Source organism: Rehaibacterium terrae (genome assembly GCF_014202935.1).
GTDB lineage: Bacteria > Pseudomonadota > Gammaproteobacteria > Xanthomonadales > Xanthomonadaceae > Rehaibacterium > Rehaibacterium terrae.
In genome coordinates this window covers 11,125-36,371 of record NZ_JACHHX010000002.1, presented here as the reverse complement: position 1 = coordinate 36,371, position 25,247 = coordinate 11,125, and the positions used below count along the sequence as shown (strand labels likewise).

Here is a 25,247-nt window from a genome sequence, read left to right as displayed (position 1 = left end):
GTGCCCCGTGTCCGGCGCGTTCATCACGGCCGCCACCGGTAACCCGCCCCGTGCACGGTGTCGATCTCGTCGAAGGTGGGGTCGATGGCCTGGAATTTGCGCCGGATGCGCTTGATGTGCGAGGTGATGGTGGCATCGTCCACCACCACCTGCGCCTCGCGCATGAGCTGTTCGCGGCTGCGCACATGGCCGGGGTGGCGCACCAGCGCATGCACCATCCAGAACTCGGTGACGGTCAGCGGCACGTCGCTGCCGTTCCAGACCACCCGCATGCGCTCCACCTCCAGCCGCAAGCCGCGCAACGCGAACACCTGCTCGCGCGCGGCCGGCGCGCGCAGCGCCTCCATCCGGCGGAACAGCGCCTGCACGCGCGCGGTGAGCTGCGGCAGGCTGATGTCCTTGCTGAGGTAGTCGTCGGCGCCCAGCCGCAGGCCGGAGATCACGTCCAGGTCGGAATCGCGCGCGGTCAAGAACAGGATCGGCAGCGTCGACGAACGCGCGCGCAGCTCGCGACACAGCTCGAAACCGCCCTCGGGCTCGTCGCCCAGGCCGATGTCGATGATCACCAGATCGGGCAGCCGGAGCGAGAAGGCCAGCTTCGCCTCCGGCCGGCTGCCGAAGCCGTGCACCTCGAAGCCGTAGCGGCGCAGTGCCTCGGCGTAGTTGTCACGGATGGCGGGTTCGTCTTCGACGATGGCGACGGTCCGGCTCATGGCTGCGAGGATAGGCGGCGCCCCGCCGCGCGACAACGCGCCGCCCGCGAATTGCCACAACTCGTCGGCCAGCCGGCCCGAAGCGGCCCGGCCACGCCCGATGGCGGCGTTGCAATGGCGCCGCACCCTCGACCGGAGCCGGCCATGAGCGACCGCGCCACACCCCGCGAAACCCGCAAGCCGCGCTGTCTGGACAGCGCCAGCGCCCGCCACCGCCGCGCCATCGGCGTGGCGCTGATGCAGCGCGCGCTGCGCGCGGCGCTGGCGGCGCGCGCCGGCGCGCACGAAGTCCCACCCCCCCGAAGCTGACGGGGCGCGACCATGCCATCCATCGCCCGCACCGGGCCCGGATTCCGCCCCGTCGCTGCCGCGCACACGGCGCGTGACCTGCCGCTGCGTCTGCTGGTCGCGCTGGTCATCGTGCTGCTGGCGCTGGTCATCCCCCGCGATTGAGAGGAGCGCCGCCATGATCCTGAGCCCCGACCGGCCGCTTGCGCCCGACGCCCGTCCGGACATCGCCGAGCCGCACGAGCTGCCCGGCAAAGTGCGCCTGCGCTACGGCGAATCGGCCGCCCCGCCCTGGCCCGGCCCGCCGCTGCCGCGCCCGTCGCGGCGGCGCGACGAGACCGCGCCCGAGTGGCGCCCGCTGTGAGCGCACTGGCCGCCATGTCATCGGCAGGGACGATGCCACGGGGCAGGGAGGCCCCGACCCTGTCCGCGCTCAGGAACCTCTGATCAATTCAGAGGTTCCGCCGGCCATGCATGGCCGGCTCGCGAATCAAGCACGCAAGTGCTTGATTCGTCGAAGCCGCGTCCGGACATGCGCCGGACGCGGCGTGGGCTGGCAAGTCCAGGATGGACACTTGTTCAGACCTTCCCTCAGCCGCGCGCCGCGGCCACCGCCGCGCGCATGCGGGCGATCACGTCGGCGTAATCGGGCGCGTTGAAGATCGCCGAGCCGGCGACGAAGGTGTCGGCGCCGGCGGCGGCGATCTCGCCGATGTTGTCAACCTTCACGCCGCCGTCGATCTGCAGCCGGATGGCCTTGCCGCTACGGTCGATCATCCCGCGCACGCGGCGCAGCTTGTCGAGCGCCGAGGGGATGAAGGCCTGGCCGCCGAAGCCCGGGTTCACCGACATCAGCAGCACCAGGTCGAGTTCCTCCAGCACCCACTCCAGCACCTCGACCGGCGTGGCCGGGTTGAGCACCAGGCCGGCTCGGCAGCCATGCGACTTGATCAGCTGGACGGTGCGGTGGACATGCTCGCTGGCCTCGGGATGGAAGCTGATCAGCGTGGCGCCGGCCTTGGCGAAATCCGGCACGATGCGGTCCACCGGCTTGACCATCAGATGCACGTCGATCGGCGCGGTGACGCCGTGCCTGCGCAGCGCCTCGCAGACCATCGGGCCGATGGTGAGGTTGGGCACGTAATGGTTGTCCATCACGTCGAAATGCACCCAGTCGGCACCGGCGGCGAGCACGGCATCGACGTCCTCGCCCAGCTTGGCGAAGTTCGCGGAGAGGATGGACGGGGCGATGATGCAGTCGGACATGGCGTGGCTCGTCAGGAGTGGCGCTTGCGGCGCTGTTTCTGGATCGCCTCGTAGGCGGCGTTGATGCGGCGCGCCTTGTCCTCGGCCTGCTGGCGCAGGTCGTCGGCGATGCCGACCAGCTTGTCCGGGTGGTACTGGGCGATCAGGCGGCGGTAGGCGCGCTCGACCTCGGCATCGGAGGCGTCCTCGGTCAGGCCCAGCTCGCGGTACGGGCTGGGCTTGCGCAGGCCGAACCAGTCGGCGTCGAAGGCGTGGCCGATCAGCAGGCCGATCAGCCCCCCGGCCGGGTGGCGCAGCAGCAGCCAGCCGGCGATGAAGCCGAGCAGTTTGCCGTACCACCTCATGGCGTGCCCTCCGCCGCGGCCGGCCAGCGCTGCGCGGCGTACCAGGCCGCCAGTGCATCGATGTCGGCAGCGGACAGGCCGCCGGCGGCGGCATTCATCGGCCCGCCGTGGCGGCGGCCGTCGCGGTACTCGGTCAGCGCCTTGCGCAGGTAGATCTCGTCCTGGCCGGCGATGTGCGGCGTGCCGGGGATGCGGCTGATGCCGGTATCGCCGTGGCAGGCCACGCACAGGCCGAGTTTGGCCGGGCGCGCCACGTCCGCGGCCATGCCGACGGCGGCATTCGGCGGGGGTTCGGTGGAACAGGCGGAAAGCGCGAGGGCCGTCAGGGCGGCCAGGGCGTGACGTGTCATGGCGCCCATTCTAGCCGGGATCGTCCGCCGCTCCTGCAGCGGGCACGCCCGCCGCTACAATTGGCGCTTTGCCGGAGTGCCCGCCTTGTCCACCGTCCTGCACACCGCCGACCTGCCCGGCCTGGAGCTGCTCCATCGCGGCAAGGTCCGCGATGTCTACGCCTTGCCCGGCCAGCGCCTGCTGATGATCGCCACCGACCGCCTCTCGGCCTTCGATGTGGTGCTGCCCGATCCGATCCCGGGCAAGGGCGAGATGCTCTGCCAGATCTCCAATTTCTGGTTCGACAAGACCGCGCACATCGTCCCCAACCACCTCACCCACGAATCGGTGGCGGCGGTGCTGCCGGCCGGCGTGGACGCGGCGCTGTACGAAAAGCGCGCGGTGGTGACGCGACGGCTCAGGCCGCTGCCGGTGGAGGCCATCGTGCGCGGCTACCTGATCGGCTCGGGCTGGAAGGACTACCAGGCGACCGGCGCGGTCTGCGGCATCCGGCTGCCGGCCGGGCTGCGCCAGGCCGAGAAGCTGCCCGAGCCGATCTTCACGCCCTCGACCAAGGCCGCCGTCGGCGACCACGACCAGAACGTCAGCTTCGATGCCATCGTCGCGCGGATCGGCGGCGAGCTGGCCGAGCGCGTGCGCGAGGCGACGCTGGCGATCTACCGCTTCGCCGCCGACTACGCTGCGCAGCGCGGGATCATCATCGCCGACACCAAGCTGGAGTTCGGCCTCGACGAGGACGGCACACTGCGGGTGATGGATGAGATGCTCACGCCGGATTCCTCGCGTTTCTGGCCGGCCGACCAGTACCGGGTCGGCATCAGCCCGCCGAGTTACGACAAGCAGTTCGTGCGCGACTACCTGGAGACGCTGGACTGGAACAAGACCGCGCCGGGTCCGAAACTCCCGCCCGAGGTCATCGAAGGCACCCGCGCGAAGTACGCCGAGGCGTTGAAGCGGCTGGCGGGCATCGCGCTGGCGTAAAGCCGGAAATCGGGAATCGGAACTGGGTCGCGCGCGGCGCGCTCGATCGGAAGCGCAGGAGCAAGGCCTGCGCAAGGATGCCGAGCCGCTTGTTCCGATCCGATCACCGGTTTGCATCCACCGAACCACCACCGACGGAGCACACACCATGCGCTCGATCCACCCCTGGCTGGAAAAATACGGCGAGGACCACCAGCACCCGACCAACCAGGCCATCCATCTGGTCTGCGTGCCGCTGATCGTGTGGTCGGTGATCGCCCTGCTGTGGACGATCCCGGTGCCGACCGCCTTCGCCCGCCCCGGCGCCTGGGCCGGCGTGGCCTGCTTCTTCGCGCTGCTGTTCTACTGGCCACGCTCGCGCGCGCTGGGCGCCGGCCTCTTCGTCGCTTTTGCGCTGATGCTCTACGGCTGCCATCTGTTCGCCGCCGCGTTCGGCATGCAGGCACTGCTGTACACCGCCATCGTGGTGTTCGTCGCGGCCTGGATCGGCCAGTTCATCGGTCACAGGATCGAGGGCAAGCGTCCGAGCTTCTTCACCGACCTGGTCTATCTGCTGATCGGGCCGGCATGGACGCTGAGCAAGCTCTACCGCAAGCTCGGCTGGTCGTACTGAGCAACGCCCTGCCGGGCACGAAGACACCACCGGCGCCGAACAGGCAGCCGGGCCGCACAGGCGCTGCGTTGCAGCGCCCTCGGCCACGACGCGCGGGTATACGAGGCAGCCGGCCGCGGCAGAAGCCGCGGATGCGCAAGGCCTCCCCGCGGACCTTGCACGCTGGCTGACGTCCGCTTCGGTGGGCGCCGCCGGCCCGCCAGAGCAATCCCATGCCCGCCCGCGACATCGCCATCCTGCTGCTGATTTGCGCCGCCTGGGCGGGCAACTTCCTCACCTCGGCGTTCGCGCTGCGGGAGATCCCGCCGTTCCTGTTCACCGGCCTGCGCCTGGCGCTGCTGTCGGTGCTGCTGATTCCATTCCTGCAGCGGCCGGCGCCGGGGCAATGGCCGCGGCTGGTGACGGTGGCGCTGTGCAACGGCGTGCTGCATTTCGGCCTGAGCTTCTGGGCGCTGAAGGCGGCCGGCAACCTGGCCTCGCCGGCGATCGTGATGCAGAGCTACGTGCCGATGGCGGCGCTGCTGGCCTGGTTCGCGCTCGGCGAGCGCTTCGGCTGGCGCACCGGTGCCGGCATCGCGGTCAGCTTCGCCGGCGTGCTGGTGCTGGGCTTCGATCCGCTGGTACTGCAGCGCCCGGAGTCGGTGGTGGTGATGCTGATCTCGGCCGCCTTCCTCGCCCTGGGGACGGTGCTGATGCGCGGACTGGTCGGGCAGAGCCTGTTCAGCGCGCAGGGCTGGACGGCGGTGCTCGGCGTCGGCCCGCTGTTCGCGATCAGCTTCGCGTTCGAGCCGGACGCGGCGGCGGCGTTCGCCGGGGCGAGCTGGATCGGCTGGGGCGGCGTGGCCTACTCGGCGCTGGTCTCCTCGCTGCTCGGCCACGGCCTGTACTACACGCTGATCCAGCGCCATCCGGTGGCGGTGGTGACGCCCTGGCTGCTGCTGGCGCCGGTGGGCGCGGTGATCTTGGGCATGCTGTTCTGGGGCGACCGCCCCGGGCCGCGACTGTTCGTCGGCGGCGCGATGGTGCTCGGCGGCGTGCTGGTCATCGCGCTGCGCGCCAAGACCCGGCACCGGCCGGCGCCGCCGGCGTCGGATGCCTAGCGGCCGGCAACCGGAAAAGCAGCACCTCGCTCACTGCCGCTTTCCCACCCGGCTACCCGTGCGCGCAGGCGCACGGCTCTCCGGTTTCCGGCAACCGATTTCCGGTTACCGGTTACCGGCCACCGCTTCCTGCCCCCTGAGCAACCACCGCAACAGCGCCGGCAGCAGCACGATCGCGCCGATCATGTTCATCAGGAAGAAGAAGCTCAGCAGCACGCCCATGTCGGCCTGGAACTTGAGCTCGGAGAAGATCCAGGTGCCGACGCCGGCGGCCAGGGTGAGGCCGGTGAACAGCACCGCGGTGCCGGTGAGCTTGAGCGCGCGGAAATAGGCCTCGCTCAGGCCCAGGCCCTGGTCGAGGAATTCCTTCATGCGGCTGTAGATGTAGATCGCGTAGTCCACGCCGATGCCGACGCCGAGCGCGGCCACCGGCAGGGTGTTGACCTTGAGGCCGATGTTCATCGACGCCATCAGGGCGTTGGCCAGCAGCGAGACGATCACCAGCGGCAGCACGATCGCCAGGGTCGCCTTCGGCGAGCGGTAGGCCAGCAGGCACAGCACGATCACCGCCAGATACACCAGGCCCATCATCGGGTACTGCGCCGCGCTGACGCGCTCGTTGGTGGCTGCCATCACGCCGGCGTTGCCGGTGGCCAGGCGCAAGTTGACCTGGTGGGACTCGAAGGCGTCACCCTCTTCCAGTGCCCGCTCGGCCAGCTCGACGCGCAGGTTGGTGCCGGGATACCACGCCTGGTTGGCCTCGCGGAATTCCTTCACGGCGCGCACCACGCGGGTGATGGTCTCGGCCTTGTGATCGGTGAGGAAGGCGGTGACCGGAATCGCCGAGCAGTCGGCGTTGAGCAGGCCCGAGTCGGTCTCGAAGCCCTGGGTGGCGACGCGCAGGGTGTCGGGATCGCGCGGCAGCACGCGCCAGCGGATCGAGCCGTCGTTCCAGCCGGCGTTGACGATCTTGGCCGCCTGCGGCAGCGAGATCACCTGCTGCACGCCCTCGACGTTGTACAGGTGCCAGGCGAAGCGGTCGATCAGCTCCATCGCCGGGTAGCTCAGCGTGCAGGCGTCGGGACGTGCCTCGGCGATGACGGTGATGGAGTCGATGCCGAGCGCGAAGTGGTCGGCGATCTTGGCCGCGTCCTGGTTGAAGCGCGCTTCCGGACGCAATTCGGGCACGCCGGCCTCGGAATCGCCGACCTGCATCTTCTGTCCGTGGACGAAGCCGAACACGCCCAGCGACACGGCGACGACGATGGTCGCCAGCGCCGGCCCCGGCTCGGACAGACGGGTCAGCAGGCGCCAGTAATGGTCGCGCCTGCCGATCCGCTTCAAGGCCTTCTCGCGCGCCAGCGCCGGCTTGGCGAAGTCGATGTACGACAGCAGGATCGGCAGCAGGATCAGGTTGGTCAGGATGATCAGCGCCACGCCGACCGAGGCGGTGATCGCCAGTTCGCGGATGATCTGGATCGGGATCAGCAGGATGGTGAGAAAGCCGACCACGTCCGAGGCCAGCGCCACCGACCCGGGCAGCAGCAGCTTGGCGAAGGCGGCGCGCGCCGCCGCATAGGCATCCAGGCCGGTGCCGGCCTGACTGGCATCGATGATCTCGCTGCCGAACAGGCGTTCGCTGATCCAGGCGTTGATCATCTGCACGCCGTGGGATACGCCGATCGCGAAGATCAGGAACGGCGTGAGGATGTTCATCGGGTCGATGCCGAAACCGAGCAGACGCAGGCTGCCCAGCGTCCAGATCACCGCGGTCAGCGCCGCCACGATGCCTAGCGCGGCATGGCGCGCCGAGCGGGTGTAGGCCATCAGCAGCAGGAAGGTGATCGCCACGGTGACGCCGAAGAAAGCCACCACCGAACGCGCGCCGTCGGCGATGTCGCCGACCACCTTGGCGAAGCCGATGATGTGGACGCTGTGGTGCTCGTCTTCGTACTGCTGGCGGATCGCTTCGAGCTGGGCGGCGACTTTCTGGTAATCGAGCTTCTCGACCGCGTCCTCGGGCACCAGTTCGGCCCAGACCATGGCGCCGGTCCAGTCCTTGGCGACCAGCCGGCCGAGGATGTTGGCCTTGACGATGTTGGCGCGGATGGTGGCGAAGTCTTCCTCGCTCGCCACGAAACCGTCGACATAGGGCGTGAAGGTGTCGGGGATGACGTTGCCGCCGGCGAAGCCGTCCTCCACCACCTCGACGAAGCGCACGTTGGGCGTGAACAGCGAGCGCACACGGGCGTCGTCGACCTCGTCGATCGCCATCACCGCCTGGGTGACGTGGTAGAGCTTGGTGTAGAACGCCTGGCTGTCGATGCTGCCTTCGCGGGCCATCAGCGCGACCAGCACGCGGTTGGCGCCACCGAATTCGCGCTCGTAGTCCAGGAAGGTCTGCATGTATTCGTGCTGCAGCGGGATCTGCTTCTTGAATCCCGCGTCCACGCGAAGCTGGCTGGCGAAGTACAGCATCGCCACGGTCAGCACCGCGAAAACCAGCAGCACCAGCGGGCGGCTGCCGAAGACCAGGCCCTCGGCGAGGCGCCGGAACAGACTGGGGTTGGCGTGCATGGACTGGTTCACGGCTCCCCCGTCAGTCTTGGATGCGGTAGCGGTCGACGCCGCGGTCGCCGATGACGACCAGACCGCCGTCGGCGGCCGGCAGCACGCCGGACAGCACCGGCGTCTCGCCGGCCTGGTTGGTGAAGGTGCGGACGCGGAACGGCGCGCCGGCACGCGGGCGATGCAGGACCACGCCCTCGGCGCCGACGATCAGCGCACCGCCGTCGGGCAGCGCATGGCCGCCCATCAGGCTGGACGTGGTGCCGGTGTCGATCTCGATCCAGCTGTCGCCGAGGTCCATGCTCTCGAACACGTTGCCGCGCAGACCGAACACCAGCACGTGGTCGCCTTGCCAGGCCAGCACGCCGAACATCGAACCCTCGTAGGGCAGGCTCAGCCGCTCCCAGGTGTCGCCCTGGTCGCGCGAGCGGAACACGGTGCCGCGCTCGCCGGCGATCAGCAATGCGCCGGAGCCGGTGCGGGCGATGGCGTTCAGGTGCGGATCGGCCTCGGCCTCCAGCTGCAGCTCATCCTCGCTGAAGGTCCAGTCGCTCGGCTCGCCGTCCGGCGCCGCAACGGGTCCGGCCTCATCGGGAATCACGGTTTCGTCGGCCAGGAAGCGCGCCTGCCAGCTGGCACCACCGTCGCGCGTCTCCAGCAACAGGCTGTAGGCGCCGATGGCGAAGCCGTGGCTCTCGTCGAGAAAGAGGATGTCGAGCAAGGGCACGCCGGCTTCGGGATCGGCGCCGCCCGGCCGCCAGGGCGAGACGCGCTGGCGCTCCCAGCTGCGGCCGTCGTCGCGCGAGTGCAGGATCACGCCATCGTGTCCGGCCGCCCAGTAGCGGCCGCCGGCCTCGGCGATCGCGGTGAGGGTGGCCCGCGTCGGCACATGCTCGGCCTGGACCCAGCGGTTCCCGTCGCTGGAGAGCAGCACATGCCCCCGCTCGCCCACCACGGCCAGCCCCGTGCCGTTCGCCACCACGTCGAGCAGCAGGCTGTGCACGGCGCGCGGCATGGGCTCGGCGGCGAGCACGGCCGGATCGTCGGCCGGTATCTCGTCGGCGCCATCCGGCGACTGCGCTGCAAGCGGACAGGCGAGGATCAGCAGGAACGCGGCGACCGGGAGGGGCCGCATGGCGGGCTTGGGCATCGATGCTCTCCGGGCGCGGCACGCGCCGACCCGGCCGGGCGTGCCGTCGTGTGGCCGGACCGGCCGCGCCATCCGGCGCGACCGGCCCCGATGGACCTGGCTCAGCGGACGCCGCTGGCGCGCAGGTTCTGCGGCGAGTAGTTCGCCGGCGTGCTCTGGTAGCCGAAGTCGCGCGGCTGGTCCTCGTTGTCGAGCAGGCCGGTGATGTAGCGGCCCGACTTGAGGTCGTGATGCGTCTCCTTGGTGGTCCAGAAGGTCGGCACCTCGTAGTAGTTGATCGCCGCCGCCTCAGAGTAGCGCCAGATCTGGCCCTGGCCGTCGTAGTGGTCGAGCATCAAGATCTGCCAGCTGTCCTCGTCGATGTAGAAGGTGCGGCGGCTGTTGATGTGGCGCGCACCCGGCTTCAGCGTGGCCTCGACCACCCACACGCGGTGCAGTTCGTAGCGCATGTGGTCGGGATTGAGGTGGTTGGGCTTCACCAGATCGGCGACCTTGGCGTAGCGGCCGGTCGCCTTGTAGGAGTTGTACGGCACGTACATCTCCTGCTTGCCGACCAGCTTCCAGTCGAAGCGGTCCATGGCGCCGTTGAACATGTCGGTCATGTCGTTGGTGCGCAGGCCGTCGGAGGCGGTGCCGGGGTTGTCGTAGGCGACGTTCGGGGCGCGGCGCACGCGGCGCTGGCCGGGGTTGTAGATCCAGGCCTGGCGCGGCGCGGCGGCGGCGTTGAGGGTCTCGTGCACCAGCAGCACCTGGCCGGCGAGGCGCGCCGGACCGAGCACCTCCTGCTTGAAGTACAGCAGGATGTTGTTGATGTTCTCCGACGTGTTGCCCGGCTTGTAGTACAGGCCCAGCGCCTCCTCGCGCAGCCGCACCAGGGTGTAGGCGCCACTCGGGGTGGGCGCGGCCTGGTTGGAGTAGCTCAGCACCGACAGGCCCTTGTACTTGAGCTTGTGGTTCCAGATCACCTCATGGGCGTTCTGCGGGATCGGGAACGGGAAGCCCTCGGCGCAGTTCTCGATGCCCTCGCCGTCGGCGACCAGCCGGCACTGGGTGGCGTTGCGCTTGGTGTACTCGTAGGTGCGCTGCGGGAACGAGGCCGAGCGGCGGGTCGGGTACACGTCCATGCGGAAGGTGCCGTAGCGCTCGAACATGGCCTTCTGGCCCTCGCCGAGCTTGTCGGCGTACTGCCGCCAGTTCTGCGGGGTGATCGAGAACTTCACCTTGTCGTCGGCGTACGGATCGATGTGGAACTCGCCGATCCGGAACCCCGCCGGCGGCTGGGTGATGCCGCCGGTCCAGGCCGGGATGGTGCCGTCGGCATTGCCGGCCTTCTCGGCGCCGACCGGGGTCAGGTCGTTGCCGAGCCGGTTGGCCTGGTCGGCGCCGACCGCCGCCGCCGCATCGAGGCCGACGCCGAGTGCGAGCGCGCCGACGAAGGCCGCCAGCGCGTTTTTCCTGAAATCCTTCATCGCAGAGCCCTCCAGTCAGCCTGCTTAGAACGAATACCGGACCGAGAACGACGCGAAGTCGCGGTCATGGATCTGGTTGAACGGCTTGCCGCCGCTGAACACGGTGTAGCTGAGATCGAAAGCCAGCTTGTTCAGGTACAGCGCCTCGACGCCCAGAGTGTAGGACTTGCGCCCTTCCAGGAAGTTGCCGCCCGGACCTGGGGTGATGCCGTTGACGTCGTGGTTGAAGGCCAGCCGCGGCGACAGGTTGAAGGCGGTGCCGAAGACGTTGTTGTAGTCGGCGCGCATGGCGAGGCGGTAGCCCCAGCTGAACGACGTCGGGAAGCCGCCGCGCTGGGTGAACGGATTGCGCAGGTCGCCGGTGGAGATGTCGGGGCCGCCGCCGGTGTCGGTGCCCTCGCCCTCGTAGCGCAGCACGCCCGGGTCGGGCAGGTCCCAGACCTTGGTCGCGCCGACTTCCAGCACGGTGGCGATCTGCTGCGCGCCGAGCCAGTTGCCCGGGCCGAAGACCTTGGTGAAGGTCGACTGCACCTGGCTGACCTTGTGCTCCTCCCAGCCGCGGATCTCCTGGCCGAAGCCGTAGCTGCCGAGCTGGCTGCGGAAGCGCAGGCCCGGCTGCGGGATGGCGATGTTGAGCGGGGTCAGGCCGGCAAACAGCAGTTCGACGTCGTCGATCTGCAACGGCATGTTCGGGCGGTAGCTGAGTTCGCCCTGCATCGCCACGCCCCAGGGCAGCATGGTGTTCCAGCTCAGGCCGAACAGGTGGATGCCTTCCGGGTACTCCAGGAAGTAGCGGCCGGTGTTCGGCGCGGCGCCGGTCACGGCGATGCCCGAGATCAACGGCAGGCGGCTGTGGTAGCGCAGATAGTACAGGCCGAACTCGGTCTCGTTCAGCGCCGAGGCGAAGTAGCGCATCGCCGCGCCGTACTGGCCGCTGTCCTTGGCATGACGGTTGGGCGCACGCGGGAAGGCGCCGCTGCAACCGGCGCCGATCAGCTGCAGGGCGGTGGCCTGGCCGTAGCGGGCGCTGAGCTCGCCGAGCCGGTCGGAATTGGCGAAGCCGGCCGGGCCGGCGAAGCAGGTCTGCCAGAACAGCTCGGGATTGTTCACCGGCTGCGGGACGGTGCCGAAGCCGAGCATCACGTAGCTGCCGCCCGGGGAGGCGAAGTCGTTGGCGCTGAAGTAGGTGCCCGAGGCATCGATCTCGATCTCCTCCCATTCGAGCAGATAGGTCAGCTCGAAGGAGAGGTTCTGGTTGAGGTTGAACGAGGCCCAGACCGAGTTGACCGGCAGGAAGGCCTCCTTCAGTTCGGCGCCGGCCACCCGCAGCGCCGACAGGTCGACGGCGTTGATGACGTTGATGCCGTTGGTGATGAAGGTGCTCTCGCCCCAGCTGATCACCTGGTTGCCGACGCGGATCGTGCCCGTGCCCTCCTCGCCGAAGGTGAAGTCGCGCCAGGCGAAGGCGTCGAGCAGGCGGAAGCGCTCGCCGATGCGGTCGCGCGCCTCACGGGTGAGGTCGCGGCGGTCGGCGTTCTCGAAGTCGTAGAAGTAGGTGGCGCGGGTGAACAGGCCCCAATCGCGCCAGGTCAGCTTGAGCTCGGGCGTGATCTTGATCGCGTTGGAGATCAGGTCGTGCTTGTCGTACTTGAGGTTGCCGTCGTCGCGGTTGGCCGAGAAGCGGCCACGGGCGGCGAGCTGCAGCGCCTGGGCGTCGAGATAGCGGCCCTGCGCCTGCAGGGCCGCGATCTGCGCGGCCAGGGTCGGGTCGAAGTGCGACTTGGCGAGCAGGTTGTCGTCGCGGTCCTGCATGCGCCAGGAGGCGCCGTAGGAAATGGTGGTGTCGAAGCTGCCGCTGAGCTCGCCGCGGCTGAACTCGAAGGCGGAGGCCGGCGCCGCCGCCAGCAGGGCGACGGCCACGGCGGCCGCGAGCGGAGTGCGGACCACGCGGCCGCGGACGGTGTGCATGGGCTTGGTCATGTCGGGTGTCCTCGGGTCGGGGCTCACTGGGTCCGGATGATGGCGGTGTTGCCAACCTGCACCGCCGTGCCGTTGCTGAAAATGAAGCTGGCCATCTGCCCCTGCATCTCGGTGGTCACATCCAGGAAGCCGACCGGGTCGGCCGGCGGATGGATCGCGCTACGGGCCGGACTGAGCAGCGAGCCGTGCTCGCCCTTGACGAAGCGCACCGCACCGCGCAGCGGATTGCCGCCGGTGCTGCCGACCACCGTGGACAGGCCGAGCGCACGGATCAGCGGCTCGGTGCCGGACAGCGGCGCGCCCGGCACCGTATTGGGCACGACCTGGTCGGGCAGGTTGGTGATGCCGCCCGAAAGGCTGGCACCGCCGACCACCTCGTGCAGCAGCAGCGCCTTGGCCGCGATGATCGGTGAGTTGACGGCGAGGTTCAGCGGGTCGCCCGAGTCCACCACCATCTGGGCGGCGCCCATGAAGCGGTCGAAGTCCGGGGTGCCGGCCTGCACGCCCGAGGCCGCCAGACCGGCGCGGATGCGCGGACCGAAGCTGGCCGAGCCGTTGAGCAGCTGGGCGATGCCGCCGCCGGGGACGCTCAGCACGCCGACGCCCACGGTCGGCTCGATCGACAGGAAGCTGGTACCGGCCATGGCGCCGAGCGACTGGCCGACGAACATCACCCGGTTCGGGTCGAAATCGAGCCCGAGCGCCGGGATGGTCATGTTCGGCACGCTGGCCTTGACCACGAACAGGTCGGCGATGGCCTGGCGCAGGTTGTCGCGCGAGGTCAGCAGCGAGGACAGGTTGATGAAGTGGGTGCCGGACGGATCGACCTGGCCGTCGGGGCCGGCGGCGCCGGTCGTGTTGTTGACGTAGTCGACGTCGAAGGTGCGCTCGCGGGCGCCGAGCGCGAAGAACGGCGTGTTGTTGACCCGGAACGGCGCCAGCGCGGTGTCGGCCGGCGTGATGCCATGCAGCGGCTGGTCGATCGCCACCACCGCGAAGCCGAGCTGGGCGAAGGTCGCCGAGATCGCCAGCGCATCGCTGCGGTTGCGGGTGATGCCGTGCTGGAAGATCACCAGCGGCCAGCCCGACGGCGGCTTGACGCGGCCGGAGGCGGCATTGGGCACGGTCATCAGCAACGGCACCTTGACGGTGGCCTGCTGCACCGGCATGCGGTTGAGGAAGGTCAGGTTGGTCGACGGGTTGTTCGGGCCGAGCACCGCGGCGCAGGAAGGCACCGTGCCGCAGGCCGGCGCGCGCCAGAACCCGGCCAGCGGACCGGGCAGGTTGCCGAAGTAGCCGGTCTGCTGATCGGTGCGCAGGTAGTACGGCAGGTCGATGGTGCCGACCACGATGTCGGCGATCGGCGGCAGCCCGGCGGCGGCGATGGTCAGCCCGGACGGCGCCAAGGTCACCGGGGCCGGCTGCACGGCAGCGCGCACGGTCTGCAGCACCGGAGTGATGCTCTGGGTGGTGAAGGTCCAACTCAGCACCACGCGTTCGCGCGGGATGCCGGCCGCGGTGGCCAGCACCGCCTCCTGGGCGTTGGTGAGCTGGCGCAGCGGCTCCAGCGCGCAGGCCTGGGCGTTGGTCAGCGTCGGCACGGTGCTCTGGCCATTGACGCACAGGGCCGTGGTGCTCTTGGTGAAGAAGTAGACCTGGTCCGGGGTGGCCGCATTGCCGCGGCTGTCGGCGATGCCGTCGGTCAGCACCGCCAGGTAGGTGGTCATCTGCTTGAGCGGTCGCGTCGGCACGATGGCGATGGTGCGGCCGCTGGCGTCGCTGGCGGTCGGCGCCACCACGAACTCGGTGCCGCCCGCGAGCTCGCGGGTGATGCCGGTGACCGCGCCGGCCGGACCGGTCAGCGTCACCTCGAACATCCGGACGGTCTGACCGGGCACCAGGGTGTTGGTCGCCGGCGCGGCGTTGAAAGTGGTGGTGACCGGGGTCACCGTGCTCCAGCCGTCGAGCGCGCTGACCGCGACGGTCGGATCGCCGAAGTTGTTCGGATCGGCGACCGGCGGGTTGAGGGTGAGGTCGGTGGTCCCCTGGAAGGCGAGGTTGGTCGCCGAGGGCAGCACACCGGCAGACGGATCGAAGCGCGCGGTGAGCACGCCGGTGACCGGCGTGCCGCCGGGATTGGTCGAAGGTGCAGTGGGCTTGGCGCGGTCGCTGTTGCTGGAGCCGCCGCAGGCGACGAGCAGCACGGCGGACAGCGCGACGGCCAGAGTGAGTCGGGCCTTCATTATGGTTCCCCCCCAGGGAAATCGGAGCGCGAAATGCCTCGGTATCCTACGTGCCGGTTTCGCGCGTTGGCAATGCTGTGGCGTACGGTTACGCGCACTGCTTCATGTTGCGCCGCAACACATCACCGCACCCGGGCGCGCATCGCTCAGGAAAACTCGAACGGACTGTCGTCCGGCGGCTCGAAGGCGTTCGCGCTGGGCGCGAACGCGCGCGGCACGATGCCGAGCCGCTCCCAGCCGGAGGCGTCGCGCACCTGCAGGTCTTCGCGCGTGCGACCGAGCTGCGCGGAGAGCGTGGCCGCGCGTCCGGGTAGCCGGCCGAGCAGCCAGATCGCCGGCCACGCCAGCAGGTCGGGCACCTGCACCAGCCGCACCTGCGGCGCGGCGACGGCGAGACTGCGCGCGAGCATGTCGCGAAACGGCAGGGCCTCGCCGCCCGGCAGCGGCAGCACGGCGCGATCGAGGTCCGGGTGTCCGGCGGCGGCGATCATCGCCTGCGCCAGATCGTCGGCATGCACGGGCTGGCGCAGGCCGCGCGCGCTGCGCGGCAGAGGCAACATGCCCCACTGCCGTCCGAGCTCGACCAGTGCGGTCAGGCTGCGGTCCATGCCGGCGCCCCAGATCAGGGTCGGCCGCAGCAGGGTCACTCGCCAGCCACGCGCCGCGGCGGCATCGACCAGCGCCTCCTCGGCGTGCACCAGCCGCCGGGCCAGTGCGCGCTCGGCGGGATCGGGCGAGTCCTGCTTGGTGACGGCGCTCATCGAGGACAGCGCGACCACGCGGGTGCCGGCCGGCCAGTCGGCCTGCAGACAGGCGTCGACGAAACCGTCGAGCGGGCCGGCGCTGAGCACGCGCGCTGCACACAGCCCGCGCTCGAGCCGTTCGCCGAACAGGTCGAGCCGGGTCCAGCGCACCTGCGTCAGCGCCGCGCTCCAGGCCGGCCGCCCGCGCCGGCTGACGGCAAGCACCGTCTCGCCGCGGGCCGCCAGGCGCCCCAGGAGAAAGCGGCCGACGGCGCCACTCGCACCGAATACCAGCCAATCGCTCTGCGTCATTCCGCCATGCGCATCGTGGACATGCGCGGCGAGGATAACGCGATGCATGACGCGATCCGGGACCGGGGATCGCGGACCGGAAAGGTGGCGCCACCCCTCGTGCGCCCGGCGGCACGCCGGCCGGATTCCGGGTCTGCGCGATGATGCGCCGATCCCGGAGGCCGTCCGCCGGGGTTAAACTCCCGCGCCACGGCCGGCCGTCCCGGTCCCGCTTCCCCCGCCTGTTCCGTCGCCGGAGCGCGCTCCGTCGGCCACGCACGAACCAAAGAAGAGAGCGATGCTCCACGCCCTGCTCGCCCTGCCCTTCCTCGCCGCGCTGCTGATCGCGGTCTCGCGCGGCGCCCCGCGCCGCGTCATCGCCTGGTTGGCCGGGCTGGCGCCACTGGCCGGCCTGGTCCTGCTGGCGACGCTCACCCCCGAGGTGCTGGCCGGTGTGATCCCGCATGCCAGCATCGACTGGATTCCGCAGGTCGGCCTCGCCTTCACGCTGCGGCTGGACGGCCTGGCCTGGATGTTCGCCGGGCTGGTGCTGGCGATCGGCGCGCTGATCGTGCTCTATGCCCGCTACTACCTGAGCGAGCAGGACAGCGCCTCGCGCTTCTTCGCGCTGCTGATGCTGTTCATGGGCGCGATGCTCGGCGTCGTCACCGCCGGCAACCTGCTGTTGCTGGTGGTGTTCTGGGAGCTGACCTCGATCAGCTCGTTCCTGCTGATCGGCTTCTGGCACCACCGCGGCGACGCCCGCGAGGGCGCGCGCATGGCGCTCACGCTGACCGGCGGCGGCGGCCTGGCGATGCTGGCCGGCGTGCTGCTGATCGGCCGCATCGTCGGCAGCTACGAGCTCGACGTGGTGCTGGCCGCCGGCGAACAGATCCGCGCCCATGCGCTGTACCCGTGGGCGCTGGGGCTGATCCTGCTCGGCATCTTCACCAAGTCGGCGCAGTTCCCGTTCCACTTCTGGCTGCCGCACGCGATGGCGGCGCCGACGCCGGTGTCGGCCTACCTGCACTCGGCGACGATGGTGAAGGCCGGCGTGTTCCTGTTGGCGCGGCTGCACCCGGCGCTGGCCGGCAGCGACCTGTTCTTCTACACCGTCAGCGGCGTCGGCGCGGCGACGCTGCTGGTCGGCGCCTGGTTCGCGATCTTCCAGCACGACCTCAAGGGCCTGCTGGCCTATTCGACCATCTCGCACCTGGGCCTGATCACGCTGCTGTTCGGCCTGTCCTCGGAGATGGCGGTGGTGGCCGGGCTGTTCCACATCCTCAACCACGCCACCTTCAAGGCCTCGCTGTTCATGGCCGCCGGCATCATCGACCACGAGTGCCACAGCCGCGACATGCGCCGTCTGGGCGGCCTGCTCAAACTCATGCCGCTGACCAGCACGCTGGCGATCATCGCCGCGCTGTCGATGGCCGGCGTGCCGCTGCTCAACGGCTTCCTGTCCAAGGAGATGTTCTTCGAACAGGCGCTGCTGATCGAGGGTGACGCCGGCTGGCGGATGCTGATCGCCGGCGTGGCGGTGCTGGCCGGCATCTGCAGCGTGGCCTACAGCCTGCGCTTCGTGCACGACAGCTTCTTCGGCATCGGCCCGCGCGGCCTGGACACCACGCCGCACGAGCCGCCGCGCTTCATGCGCGTGCCGGTCGAGGCGCTGGTGCTGCTGTGCCTGGCGGTGGGCATGCTGCCGGCGCTGACCATCTCCGGCGTGCTGAAAACCGCCGTCGCCGGCACGCTCGGCGCGGCGGCGCCGGAGTTCACGCTCAAGATCTGGCACGGCTTCAACCTGCCGCTGCTGATGAGCCTGGTCAGCCTGGCCGGCGGCATCGCGCTGTACTTCGGCCTGCGCCAGCTCACCGACCTGTACGGCAACGTGCGCGCCTCGCTCGGTCGCGCCGTGTTCCGCTGGAAGATCGAACGCCTGTTCGAGCTCGCCGGCGCGCTGGTGCCACGGCTGGAGAACGGCAGCCTGCAACGCTACCTGCTGCTGGTGGTGCTGGCGGCGCTGCTGCTGGGCGCGGCGCCGTTCCTCGCCGGCGGCGGGCTCCCATTCGGCCCCGGGCAGCCGCTGCCCTGGCTGGGCTGGCTGCTGTGGGCGCTGTTGCTGGCGTCCACCGCCGGCGTGCTGGCGCTGCACCGGCAGCGGCTGATCGCGGTGATCGTGCTCGGCGCGGTCGGCCTGCTGGTCAGCCTGGCGTTCGTCTTCCTGTCGGCACCGGACCTGGCGCTGACCCAGCTGCTGGTCGAGATGGCCAGCCTGGCGTTGCTGCTGCTGGCGCTGAACTACCTGCCCGAGCAGCCGGCACCCGAGCCCGGCCGGCTGCGCCGCTGGCGCGATGCAGCGATCGCGCTGGTGGCCGGCGGCGGCGTCGCCGCGCTGGTCTACGCGATCATCACCCGTCCCTATGACACCGTGGCCGGCGAGATGCTGCAGCGCTCGCTGCCCGAGGGCGGCGGCAGCAACGTGGTCAACGTGATCCTGGTCGACTTCCGCGGCCTGGACACGATGGGCGAGATCACCGTGTTCGGCATCGCCGGCCTGATCGTCTGTGCGCTGCTGCGGCGGGCCAGGATCGCACCGACCGCGCTGGTGCCGGGCGAGCCGGAGCGGCCGCTGATCCCGATCCTGGTGGCGCAGATCGTGTTCCCGATCGCGCTGGCGGTGTCGCTGTACCTGTTCCTGCGCGGCCACAACCAGCCCGGCGGCGGCTTCATCGCCGGCCTGGTGCTGGCAGTGCCGCTGCTGTTGCAGTACGTGCTTTCCGGCAGCGACTACGTCGAGCGCCGGCTCGGCTTCGACTACCCGCGCTGGATCGGCATCGGTTTGCTGGTCGCACTGGCCACCGGCGCGGCGAGCTGGGTGCTGGGCTATCCGTTCCTGACCAGCACCCACGCCCACCCGACCCTGCCAGTGGTCGGCGAGGTGCCGCTGGCCAGCGCGATGGCCTTCGACACCGGCGTGTACCTGGTCGTGTTCGGCGCGACCATGCTGATGCTTTCGATGCTCGGCCGCCTGCAGCGTCCGAGCGACCATTCCCCGGAGAACCGCTGATGGAACTCGCCGTCGCTTCCGCCATCGGCCTGCTGGTCGCCGCCGGCGTGTGGCTGCTGCTGCGCGCGCGCACCTTCGAGGTCGTGCTCGGACTGACCCTGCTCTCCTACGCGGTCAACCTGCTGATCTTCTCGATGGGCCGGCTGGCGATCGGCAAGCCGCCGGTGCTCGATGCCGGCGCCGGTGCCGCCGGCCACACGCTCGCCAACCACGTCGATCCGCTGCCACAGGCGCTGGTGCTGACCGCCATCGTGATCGGCTTCGCCACCACCGCGGTGCTGCTGGTGGTGGCGATCCGCAACCGCGCCGACAACCGCAGCGACCATGTCGACGCGCGCGAGCCGGAGGACAAGGCATGAGCCATCTGCCGATCCTGCCGGTGGCGTTGCCGCTGGCGCTGGGCGCGCTGCTGCTGACGCTGGAACGCCTCGGCCTGCGCGTGCAGCGCGCGCTCGGCCTGGCCGGCACGCTGGTGCTGGTCGTCGTCGCGGCCACCCTGGCGATGCAGGCGGACGGCGGCGTCATGCAGGTGTACCTGGCCGGCAACTGGCCGGCGCATCTGGGCATCGCGCTGCTGGCCGACCGCACCGCGGCGCTGATGGTGCTGCTCACCGCCGTGCTCGGCCTGATCGCGCTGGTGCATGCGGCGTCGGGCTGGGACCGGCGCGCACCCCACTTCCACGCCCTGTTCCAGTTCCAGCTCGCCGGCCTGTGCGGCGCCTTCCTCACCGCCGACCTGTTCAACCTGTTCGTGTTCTTCGAGGTGCTGCTGATCGCTTCCTACGGCCTGCTGCTCAGCGGCGGCCGCGGGCCGCGCATGCGCGCCGGCTTCCATTACCTGGCCTTCAACATCACCGCCTCGCTGCTGTTCCTGGTCGCGCTCGGCCTGATCTACGGCCAGCTCGGCACGCTCAACATCGGCGCGCTGGCGCAGCGCATCGCCCTGGCCGAGCCGGCGCAGGCGCCGCTGCTGCGTGCCGCCGGCGGCATCCTGCTGGTGGTGTTCTGCGCCAAGGCGGCATTGCTGCCGCTGTACTTCTGGCTGCCGCAGACCTACTCGCGGGCGCCCGGCGCGGTGGCGGCGCTGTTCGCGATCCTGACCAAGGTCGGCATCTACTCGGCATTGCGCGTGTACACCGCGATGTTCGGCGGCGAGGCCGGCGAACTCGCCGGGCTGGCCTGGCCGTGGCTGCTGCCGGCCGGCGCGCTCACGCTGGCGCTGGGCACGCTGGGCGCGCTGGCGGCGCCCAACCTGCGCCTGCTGAGCGCCAACCTGGTCGTCGCCTCGGCCGGCACGCTGTTCGTCGCGATCGGGCTGGCGACGCCGGAGACGACCGCCGCCGGCCTGTACTACCTGGTGCACAGCACGCTGGCGACGGCCGCGCTGTTCCTGCTCGCCGACCTGATCCGCGGCCAGCGCCGCCCGGGCGGCGACAGCCTGCGCCGGATCGGCCGGATCGGGCCCCGCGGGCTGCTCGGCGGCCTGTACCTGGTCGCCGCGGTATCGCTGGCCGGCCTGCCGCCGCTGTCCGGCTTCGTCGCCAAGTTCAGCCTGCTCGCCGCGATTCCCGCCGCGCAGGCAGCCTGGCTGTGGCCGCTGATCCTGATCTGCGGCCTGCTGACCATCGTCGCCCTCGCGCGCGCCGGCAGCCGGCTGTTCTGGCACCAGGCCAAGGTCGTCGCCCCTGCCGTCACGCCGCCCGTGGCGCTCGGCGCCACGCGCCTGCTGCCGGCGATGCTGCTGCTGGCGCTGGCGGTCGCGCTCAGCGCATTCGCCGCGCCGGCGCTGCGCTACACCGCCGCCGCCGCCGGCCAGTTGGCCGCGCCGCGCGGCTACATCGACGCGCTGCGCGGCGCGACGCCGCGACCGTCCGCGCATGCCGCCCCGGAGGTGAGCCCATGAGCCGCATCCTGCCCTCGCCCTTCCTGAGCCTGACCGTGCTCGCGGTCTGGCTGCTGCTGGTCGGCGAGCTGTCCGCCGGACAGCTGCTGCTCGGCGCACTGGTCGCCATCGTGCTGCCGTGGGTCGCCCAGCGCCTGCGCCAGACCCGCGCGCGCATGCGCTCGCCGCTGACCATGCTCAAGCTGGCGGGCGTGGTGCTGTGGGACATCGTGGTGTCGAACATCCAGGTCGCCCGCGTCATCCTCGGCCCGGAGTCGGCGATCCGCCCCGGCTTCGTCTGGATCCCGCTCGACATCCGCAACCCGCACGGCATCGCCACCCTGGCCGGAATCATCACCATGACGCCGGGCACGGTGTCGGCCGACCTGTCACCGGACCGCAGCCACCTGCTGGTGCACTTCCTCAACCTCGACGACCCACAGGCGCAGATCGACCAGATCAAGCAACGCTACGAAGCGCCGCTGCGGGAGATCTTCCGATGATCCACACCACCATCGGCATCGTCATGGGCATGGTCGGGCTGGCGATGGCGCTCAATCTGTGGCGCCTGCTGCGCGGGCCGGACACCGCCGACCGCGTGCTCGCGCTCGACACCCTCTACATCAACACCATCGCGCTGCTGTTCCTGTTCGGCATGCGCCTGGAGTCGCCGATCTACTTCGAGGCCGAGGCGATCATCGCCCTGCTCGGCTTCGTCGGCACCCTGGCGCTGGCCAAGTACATGCTGCGCCGGGACATCATCGAATGAACGCCACCGCGACCGAACTGCTGATTTCCGCGATGCTGCTGATCGGCGGCTTCTTCTCGCTGGTCGGCTCGATCGGGCTGGCCCGGCTGTCCGACTTCCTGCGCCGCCTGCACGGCCCGACCAAGGCCACCACGCTGGGGGTCGGCGGGATCCTGATCGCCGCGATGTTGTACCATGGTCTGATCGAGGGAAGCTGGGGCTTCCGCGAACTGCTCATCACGCTGTTCCTTTTCCTGACTGCGCCGGTCAGCGCGCACATGCTGGCGAAGGCGGCGATGGCGCAGGCGGCCCCCACCCGACGGCCCGCCCCCATTCCGCCATGCCCCCCGACCCGAACAAGCTCCACGCCGACCACCACCACGCAGGCGCCGCCTCCCGACTCGGCTGGCTCGCGCTGATCCCACTGTCCGTGTTCGCGCTGGCCCTCGGCCAGCTCGGGCGGGAGGCCGACGCGCTGGCGTTCGTCGTCCCCTGGATCCCCTCGCTGGGGATCGATCTCGCCTTCCGCCTCGACGGCCTGTCGCTGCTGTTCGTGCTGCTGATCAGCGGCATCGGCACGATGGTGCTGATCTACGCCGGCGGCTACATGGCCGGCATGGCGCAACGCGAGCGGCTGTTCGCGCTGCTGCTGCTGTTCATGGTGGCGATGCTCGGCTGCACGACCAGCGACAACCTGCTGTTGCTGTTCGGATTCTGGGAGCTGACCAGCCTGACCTCCTTCCTGCTGGTCGGCTTCAAGCACGAGTACGAGAGCGCGCGCAAGTCCGCGCAGCAGGCGCTGATGGTCACCGCCGGCGGCGGGCTGGTGCTGCTGGCCGGCTTCATCCTGCTCGGCCAGGCGGCCGGCACCTACACGATCTCCGAACTGGTGACGAACGCCGAGGCCTGGCGCGACGACCCGCTGGTCAAGCCGGCGCTGATCTGCCTCTTCGTCGGCGCCTTCACCAAGTCGGCGCAGCTGCCGTTCCACTTCTGGCTGCCGAACGCGATGGCGGCGCCGACGCCGGTCAGCGCCTACCTGCACTCGGCGACGATGGTGAAGCTCGGCGTCTACCTGCTGGCGCGGCTGGACCCGGCCTTCGACGGCGTGGCGATGTGGCATGACGTGCTGGTGACCATTGGCGCGATCACCGCCGCCTGGTCGATGCTGCTGACCCTGCGCGAGCGCGATCTCAAGCGCATCCTGGCCTGGTCGACGGTGTCGGCGCTGGGCACGCTGGTGATGCTGATCGGCCTGCCCGACGGCGATGCCGCCGCCGCGGTGGCCGCCTTCCTGCTCACCCACGCGCTGTACAAGGCGCCACTGTTCTTCGTCGCCGGCAACATCGACCACTGCACCGGCACCCGCAACATCGACCACCTCGCCGGCCTGGCGCGGGCGATGCCGTGGACCGCCGCCGCCGCCGCACTGGCGGCAGTCTCGATGGCCGGCATGCCGTTCTCGCTCGGCTTCGTCGCCAAGGAGCTGATCAAGATCTCCAAGAGCGAGGCCGGCGTGTTCGCCTGGGTCAGCTACTCGGGCGTGTTCGTCAACGTGATCGCGGTGGCGGTGGCCTCGGTGGCGGCGATCCGGGTGTTCTGGCACCGCGGCGGCGCGCCGGTGCCGGAGGAAATCCGCGAGGCCGGCTGGGCGATGCGCCTGCCGCCGGTGCTGATCGCCGCGCTGGGCCTGGTGTTCGGCCTGTGGACCGGCCTGCTCGATCCGCTGCTCGGCGCCGCCGCGCAGGCGATCCACCCGGCGCTGACGACGATGCCCGCCTCGCTCGGCCTGGAGGACACCGAGGCGTTGCAGGCGATCGCGCTGGCGGTGCTGCTCGGCATCGTCGTATTCGTGCTGTGGGACCGCATCCACCACCTGCTCGAGCGCCTGATGCAGCCGCTCGACCGGCTCGGTGCGCAGGCCTGGTACGGCCGCCTGCTGCTGGCGATCCCGGCCCTCGCCGGCATCCTCACCCGCGCCTTGCAGAGCGGCCGCCTGAGTCGCTACACGCTGCTGTGTCTGGGCTTCGTGATCGCGCCGGTCGCGCTCGCGCTGGCGCTGCCGGGCGCCTTCGCCCTGCCGGCGATGCAGGCACCGAGTCTGGCGCTGGTGGGGGCCAGCGCGTTGCTGATCGTCGCCTCGATCGCCGCCTGCCTGGTGCGCGACGCCTTCGTGATGCTGCTGGTCAGCGGCTTCGTCGGCCTCGGCTCGGCGCTGGCCTTCCTGTTCCTGCAGGCGCCGGACCTGGCCTTCACCCAGTTCGCGGTCGAGGTCGCCTTCGTGGTGGTGATCGCCTCGATCCTCCTGCGCCTGCGCCACCTCGGCCTGAGCGCGCACGACGACTCACCGGCGCTGCCGCGCGCGGTGGTCGCCTTCGCCACCGCCGGCGTGCTCACGGCGTTGCTGTTGGCCGCCACCGCCGGGCCGCTCGACAGCACCGTGCCCGACACGCTCGCCGCGCTGAGCGTACCCGAAGCACACGGGCGCAACGTGGTCAACGTGATCCTGGTCGATTTCCGCGCCGTCGACACGCTGGGCGAGATCGCCGTGGTCGCGCTGGCCTTCGCCGGCACGCTGCCGCTGTTCGCCCTGCTGCGCCGGCGTAAGGAGAAAGCCGCATGAGCCCGCGTTCGCTGATCCTGGACACGCTCGCGCGGCTGCTCTACCCGATGATGCTGCTGGCCGCGGTGGTGATCCTGCTGCGCGGCCACAACGAGCCCGGCGGCGGCTTCATCGGCGGCATGGTGGCGGTCAGCGCCACCGCGCTGCTCGCCGTCGCGCGCGGCACCGACGGCGCGCTGCGTGCACTGCCACTGCCGCCGTTGCCGCTGGCCGCCGGCGGCGTGCTGCTCGGCCTGCTCAGCGGCGTGCCGGCACTGCTGCTCGGCCACGGCTACATGACCCACCTGTGGGCCACACTGCCGCTGGGCTTCACCGAGTTCGCCGTTTCCACCGTGCTGCTGTTCGACATCGGGGTGTTCTTCGCGGTCTGGGGCGCGCTCGGCGGCCTCTGCGCCGAGGCCATCGGCTTGGACGAGGAGGCCGGCGCATGAGCTGGGTGTTCGCACTCGCGCTGTTCGCGGCCATCGCCGCCGGGGTGTTCCTGGCGCTCTCGCGCAACCTGCTGCGCTGCGTGATCGGGGTGTCGATCGTCGGCTCGGCGATCAACCTGTACCTGTTCGCCGCCGGCCGCCTCGGCGCCACCGCGCCGCCGCTGGTGCCGGCCGGAACGGAACGGCTGCTGGAAGGCGCCGCCAACCCGCTGCCGCAGGCGCTGGTGCTGACCGCCATCGTGATCGGCTTCGCCCTGACCTGCTTCTCGCTGGTGCTGGCGCTGGCGATCAAGCAACGCACCGGCAGCGCCGACACCGACACCCTCCGCCACGCCGAACCGCCGGAAGGCGCCGACGGCAAGCCGACGCCGCTGAACGACCGGGAGGACTGAC

Annotated in this window: 25 protein-coding genes; 15 read left to right on the top strand and 10 right to left on the bottom strand. The window is 70.4% G+C overall.

Annotated features, from left to right (window positions below):
- Positions 1–23 precede the first annotated feature (23 nt).
- A complete protein-coding gene (gene pdsR, locus HNQ58_RS01510) occupies positions 24–713 on the bottom strand; it encodes a proteobacterial dedicated sortase system response regulator (protein WP_183947021.1) in 690 nt (229 codons plus the stop codon).
- Between the two features lie 144 nt (positions 714–857).
- Between pdsR and HNQ58_RS01505 the strand changes: the two genes are divergently transcribed.
- Genes HNQ58_RS01505 through HNQ58_RS01500 form a run of 3 tightly spaced genes read left to right on the top strand, consistent with a single transcriptional unit; the run spans position 858 to position 1,365 of the window.
- Positions 858–1,022: a hypothetical protein gene (locus HNQ58_RS01505; RefSeq protein ID WP_183947020.1), complete on the top strand. Its 165-nt coding sequence runs from the start codon at positions 858–860 to the stop codon at positions 1,020–1,022.
- Positions 1,023–1,034: 12 nt separating this feature from the next.
- Positions 1,035–1,166 (top strand): hypothetical protein, encoded by a 132-nt coding sequence (locus HNQ58_RS13510; protein ID WP_281379536.1) that lies wholly within the window; start codon positions 1,035–1,037, stop codon positions 1,164–1,166.
- A gap of 13 nt (positions 1,167–1,179) precedes the next feature.
- A complete protein-coding gene (locus HNQ58_RS01500) occupies positions 1,180–1,365 on the top strand; it encodes a hypothetical protein (RefSeq protein WP_183947019.1) in 186 nt (61 codons plus the stop codon).
- Between the two features lie 227 nt (positions 1,366–1,592).
- Here the strand turns inward: HNQ58_RS01500 and rpe are convergent, their stop codons facing one another.
- From rpe to HNQ58_RS01485, 3 genes are read right to left on the bottom strand one after another with little or no spacing between them, the layout of a single operon-like run.
- On the bottom strand, positions 1,593–2,267 hold the full coding sequence (gene rpe, locus HNQ58_RS01495; RefSeq protein WP_183947018.1) for a ribulose-phosphate 3-epimerase: 675 nt from the start codon (positions 2,265–2,267) through the stop codon (positions 1,593–1,595).
- Positions 2,268–2,278: 11 nt separating this feature from the next.
- The gene (locus HNQ58_RS01490) at positions 2,279–2,611 is read right to left on the bottom strand and encodes a J domain-containing protein (protein ID WP_183947017.1); all 333 of its coding nucleotides are present in this window, start codon (positions 2,609–2,611) and stop codon (positions 2,279–2,281) included.
- Positions 2,608–2,961 carry a c-type cytochrome gene (locus tag HNQ58_RS01485; protein WP_246416805.1) on the bottom strand — a complete coding sequence of 118 codons (354 nt, stop codon included), beginning with the start codon at positions 2,959–2,961 and terminating at the stop codon, positions 2,608–2,610. Before HNQ58_RS01485 ends, HNQ58_RS01490 begins: the two co-directional genes overlap by 4 nt.
- Between HNQ58_RS01485 and HNQ58_RS01480 the strand changes: the two genes are divergently transcribed.
- The 3 genes from HNQ58_RS01480 to HNQ58_RS01470 all read left to right on the top strand — a co-directional run bounded on the left by HNQ58_RS01480 (position 2,960) and on the right by HNQ58_RS01470 (position 5,656).
- Positions 2,960–3,943, top strand: coding sequence for a phosphoribosylaminoimidazolesuccinocarboxamide synthase (locus HNQ58_RS01480; RefSeq protein WP_425504133.1), 984 nt, complete (start codon positions 2,960–2,962; stop codon positions 3,941–3,943). The two genes, HNQ58_RS01485 and HNQ58_RS01480, sit on opposite strands and share 2 nt — an antisense overlap.
- 148 nt (positions 3,944–4,091) lie before the next feature.
- Positions 4,092–4,556, top strand: coding sequence for an Mpo1 family 2-hydroxy fatty acid dioxygenase (locus HNQ58_RS01475; protein ID WP_183947015.1), 465 nt, complete (start codon positions 4,092–4,094; stop codon positions 4,554–4,556).
- Between the two features lie 212 nt (positions 4,557–4,768).
- Positions 4,769–5,656: a DMT family transporter gene (locus HNQ58_RS01470; protein ID WP_183947014.1), complete on the top strand. Its 888-nt coding sequence runs from the start codon at positions 4,769–4,771 to the stop codon at positions 5,654–5,656.
- 105 nt (positions 5,657–5,761) lie between these two features.
- On the opposite strand, the gene HNQ58_RS01465 is transcribed toward HNQ58_RS01470, so the two are convergent.
- From HNQ58_RS01465 to HNQ58_RS01440, 6 genes are all read right to left on the bottom strand, one after another.
- Entirely contained in the window at positions 5,762–8,245 is a 2,484-nt protein-coding gene (locus HNQ58_RS01465; RefSeq protein WP_221301108.1) for an MMPL family transporter, read from the bottom strand.
- Between the two features lie 10 nt (positions 8,246–8,255).
- Positions 8,256–9,374, bottom strand: a complete 1,119-nt coding sequence (locus HNQ58_RS01460) for a WD40/YVTN/BNR-like repeat-containing protein (RefSeq protein WP_183947013.1) — start codon at positions 9,372–9,374, stop codon at positions 8,256–8,258.
- Between the two features lie 101 nt (positions 9,375–9,475).
- The gene (locus HNQ58_RS01455) at positions 9,476–10,843 is read right to left on the bottom strand and encodes a DUF1329 domain-containing protein (RefSeq protein WP_183947012.1); all 1,368 of its coding nucleotides are present in this window, start codon (positions 10,841–10,843) and stop codon (positions 9,476–9,478) included.
- A 24-nt stretch (positions 10,844–10,867) separates the two neighbouring features.
- Positions 10,868–12,823, bottom strand: coding sequence for a DUF1302 domain-containing protein (locus HNQ58_RS01450; RefSeq protein WP_183947011.1), 1,956 nt, complete (start codon positions 12,821–12,823; stop codon positions 10,868–10,870).
- A 23-nt stretch (positions 12,824–12,846) separates the two neighbouring features.
- On the bottom strand, positions 12,847–15,066 hold the full coding sequence (locus HNQ58_RS01445) for an Ig-like domain-containing protein (RefSeq protein WP_183947010.1): 2,220 nt from the start codon (positions 15,064–15,066) through the stop codon (positions 12,847–12,849).
- A gap of 146 nt (positions 15,067–15,212) precedes the next feature.
- Positions 15,213–16,169, bottom strand: coding sequence for an NAD-dependent epimerase/dehydratase family protein (locus HNQ58_RS01440; protein ID WP_183947009.1), 957 nt, complete (start codon positions 16,167–16,169; stop codon positions 15,213–15,215).
- Between the two features lie 229 nt (positions 16,170–16,398).
- Between HNQ58_RS01440 and HNQ58_RS01435 the strand changes: the two genes are divergently transcribed.
- From HNQ58_RS01435 to HNQ58_RS01395, 9 genes are read left to right on the top strand one after another with little or no spacing between them, the layout of a single operon-like run.
- Positions 16,399–19,170 (top strand): monovalent cation/H+ antiporter subunit A, encoded by a 2,772-nt coding sequence (locus HNQ58_RS01435; RefSeq protein WP_183947008.1) that lies wholly within the window; start codon positions 16,399–16,401, stop codon positions 19,168–19,170.
- Positions 19,170–19,529: a Na+/H+ antiporter subunit C gene (locus tag HNQ58_RS01430; RefSeq protein WP_183947007.1), complete on the top strand. Its 360-nt coding sequence runs from the start codon at positions 19,170–19,172 to the stop codon at positions 19,527–19,529. Before HNQ58_RS01435 ends, HNQ58_RS01430 begins: the two co-directional genes overlap by 1 nt.
- Positions 19,526–21,073, top strand: a complete 1,548-nt coding sequence (locus tag HNQ58_RS01425; RefSeq protein WP_183947006.1) for a monovalent cation/H+ antiporter subunit D — start codon at positions 19,526–19,528, stop codon at positions 21,071–21,073. The genes HNQ58_RS01430 and HNQ58_RS01425 overlap by 4 nt, the downstream gene beginning before the upstream one ends.
- Entirely contained in the window at positions 21,070–21,555 is a 486-nt protein-coding gene (locus HNQ58_RS01420; protein WP_183947005.1) for a Na+/H+ antiporter subunit E, read from the top strand. The genes HNQ58_RS01425 and HNQ58_RS01420 overlap by 4 nt, the downstream gene beginning before the upstream one ends.
- Complete coding sequence (locus tag HNQ58_RS01415) at positions 21,552–21,821, top strand: K+/H+ antiporter subunit F (RefSeq protein ID WP_183947004.1); 270 nt, start codon at positions 21,552–21,554, stop codon at positions 21,819–21,821. The genes HNQ58_RS01420 and HNQ58_RS01415 overlap by 4 nt, the downstream gene beginning before the upstream one ends.
- Positions 21,818–22,219, top strand: a complete 402-nt coding sequence (locus HNQ58_RS01410) for a Na+/H+ antiporter subunit G (protein WP_183947003.1) — start codon at positions 21,818–21,820, stop codon at positions 22,217–22,219. Before HNQ58_RS01415 ends, HNQ58_RS01410 begins: the two co-directional genes overlap by 4 nt.
- Positions 22,141–24,423 carry a hydrogen gas-evolving membrane-bound hydrogenase subunit E gene (gene mbhE, locus HNQ58_RS01405; RefSeq protein WP_183947002.1) on the top strand — a complete coding sequence of 761 codons (2,283 nt, stop codon included), beginning with the start codon at positions 22,141–22,143 and terminating at the stop codon, positions 24,421–24,423. The genes HNQ58_RS01410 and mbhE overlap by 79 nt, the downstream gene beginning before the upstream one ends.
- Positions 24,420–24,854 carry an MnhB domain-containing protein gene (locus HNQ58_RS01400; protein WP_183947001.1) on the top strand — a complete coding sequence of 145 codons (435 nt, stop codon included), beginning with the start codon at positions 24,420–24,422 and terminating at the stop codon, positions 24,852–24,854. The genes mbhE and HNQ58_RS01400 overlap by 4 nt, the downstream gene beginning before the upstream one ends.
- Positions 24,851–25,246 carry a sodium:proton antiporter gene (locus HNQ58_RS01395; RefSeq protein WP_183947000.1) on the top strand — a complete coding sequence of 132 codons (396 nt, stop codon included), beginning with the start codon at positions 24,851–24,853 and terminating at the stop codon, positions 25,244–25,246. Before HNQ58_RS01400 ends, HNQ58_RS01395 begins: the two co-directional genes overlap by 4 nt.
- Position 25,247 lies beyond the last annotated feature (1 nt).

Excerpts from the sequence above, each read along its gene's own strand:
- pdsR (WP_183947021.1), bottom strand. The coding sequence starts at position 713 with ATGAGCCGGACCGTCGCCATCGTCGAAGACGAACCCGCCATCCGTGAC.
- HNQ58_RS01505 (WP_183947020.1), top strand. The coding sequence starts at position 858 with ATGAGCGACCGCGCCACACCCCGCGAAACCCGCAAGCCGCGCTGTCTG.
- HNQ58_RS13510 (WP_281379536.1), top strand. The coding sequence starts at position 1,035 with ATGCCATCCATCGCCCGCACCGGGCCCGGATTCCGCCCCGTCGCTGCC.
- HNQ58_RS01500 (WP_183947019.1), top strand. The coding sequence starts at position 1,180 with ATGATCCTGAGCCCCGACCGGCCGCTTGCGCCCGACGCCCGTCCGGAC.
- rpe (WP_183947018.1), bottom strand. The coding sequence starts at position 2,267 with ATGTCCGACTGCATCATCGCCCCGTCCATCCTCTCCGCGAACTTCGCC.
- HNQ58_RS01490 (WP_183947017.1), bottom strand. The coding sequence starts at position 2,611 with ATGAGGTGGTACGGCAAACTGCTCGGCTTCATCGCCGGCTGGCTGCTG.
- HNQ58_RS01480 (WP_425504133.1), top strand. The coding sequence starts at position 2,960 with ATGGCGCCCATTCTAGCCGGGATCGTCCGCCGCTCCTGCAGCGGGCAC.
- HNQ58_RS01485 (WP_246416805.1), bottom strand. The coding sequence starts at position 2,961 with ATGACACGTCACGCCCTGGCCGCCCTGACGGCCCTCGCGCTTTCCGCC.
- HNQ58_RS01475 (WP_183947015.1), top strand. The coding sequence starts at position 4,092 with ATGCGCTCGATCCACCCCTGGCTGGAAAAATACGGCGAGGACCACCAG.
- HNQ58_RS01470 (WP_183947014.1), top strand. The coding sequence starts at position 4,769 with ATGCCCGCCCGCGACATCGCCATCCTGCTGCTGATTTGCGCCGCCTGG.
- HNQ58_RS01460 (WP_183947013.1), bottom strand. The coding sequence starts at position 9,374 with ATGCCCAAGCCCGCCATGCGGCCCCTCCCGGTCGCCGCGTTCCTGCTG.
- HNQ58_RS01455 (WP_183947012.1), bottom strand. The coding sequence starts at position 10,843 with ATGAAGGATTTCAGGAAAAACGCGCTGGCGGCCTTCGTCGGCGCGCTC.
- HNQ58_RS01450 (WP_183947011.1), bottom strand. The coding sequence starts at position 12,823 with ATGACCAAGCCCATGCACACCGTCCGCGGCCGCGTGGTCCGCACTCCG.
- HNQ58_RS01445 (WP_183947010.1), bottom strand. The coding sequence starts at position 15,066 with ATGAAGGCCCGACTCACTCTGGCCGTCGCGCTGTCCGCCGTGCTGCTC.
- HNQ58_RS01440 (WP_183947009.1), bottom strand. The coding sequence starts at position 16,169 with ATGCATCGCGTTATCCTCGCCGCGCATGTCCACGATGCGCATGGCGGA.
- HNQ58_RS01435 (WP_183947008.1), top strand. The coding sequence starts at position 16,399 with ATGCTCCACGCCCTGCTCGCCCTGCCCTTCCTCGCCGCGCTGCTGATC.
- HNQ58_RS01430 (WP_183947007.1), top strand. The coding sequence starts at position 19,170 with ATGGAACTCGCCGTCGCTTCCGCCATCGGCCTGCTGGTCGCCGCCGGC.
- HNQ58_RS01425 (WP_183947006.1), top strand. The coding sequence starts at position 19,526 with ATGAGCCATCTGCCGATCCTGCCGGTGGCGTTGCCGCTGGCGCTGGGC.
- HNQ58_RS01420 (WP_183947005.1), top strand. The coding sequence starts at position 21,070 with ATGAGCCGCATCCTGCCCTCGCCCTTCCTGAGCCTGACCGTGCTCGCG.
- HNQ58_RS01415 (WP_183947004.1), top strand. The coding sequence starts at position 21,552 with ATGATCCACACCACCATCGGCATCGTCATGGGCATGGTCGGGCTGGCG.
- HNQ58_RS01410 (WP_183947003.1), top strand. The coding sequence starts at position 21,818 with ATGAACGCCACCGCGACCGAACTGCTGATTTCCGCGATGCTGCTGATC.
- mbhE (WP_183947002.1), top strand. The coding sequence starts at position 22,141 with ATGCCCCCCGACCCGAACAAGCTCCACGCCGACCACCACCACGCAGGC.
- HNQ58_RS01400 (WP_183947001.1), top strand. The coding sequence starts at position 24,420 with ATGAGCCCGCGTTCGCTGATCCTGGACACGCTCGCGCGGCTGCTCTAC.
- HNQ58_RS01395 (WP_183947000.1), top strand. The coding sequence starts at position 24,851 with ATGAGCTGGGTGTTCGCACTCGCGCTGTTCGCGGCCATCGCCGCCGGG.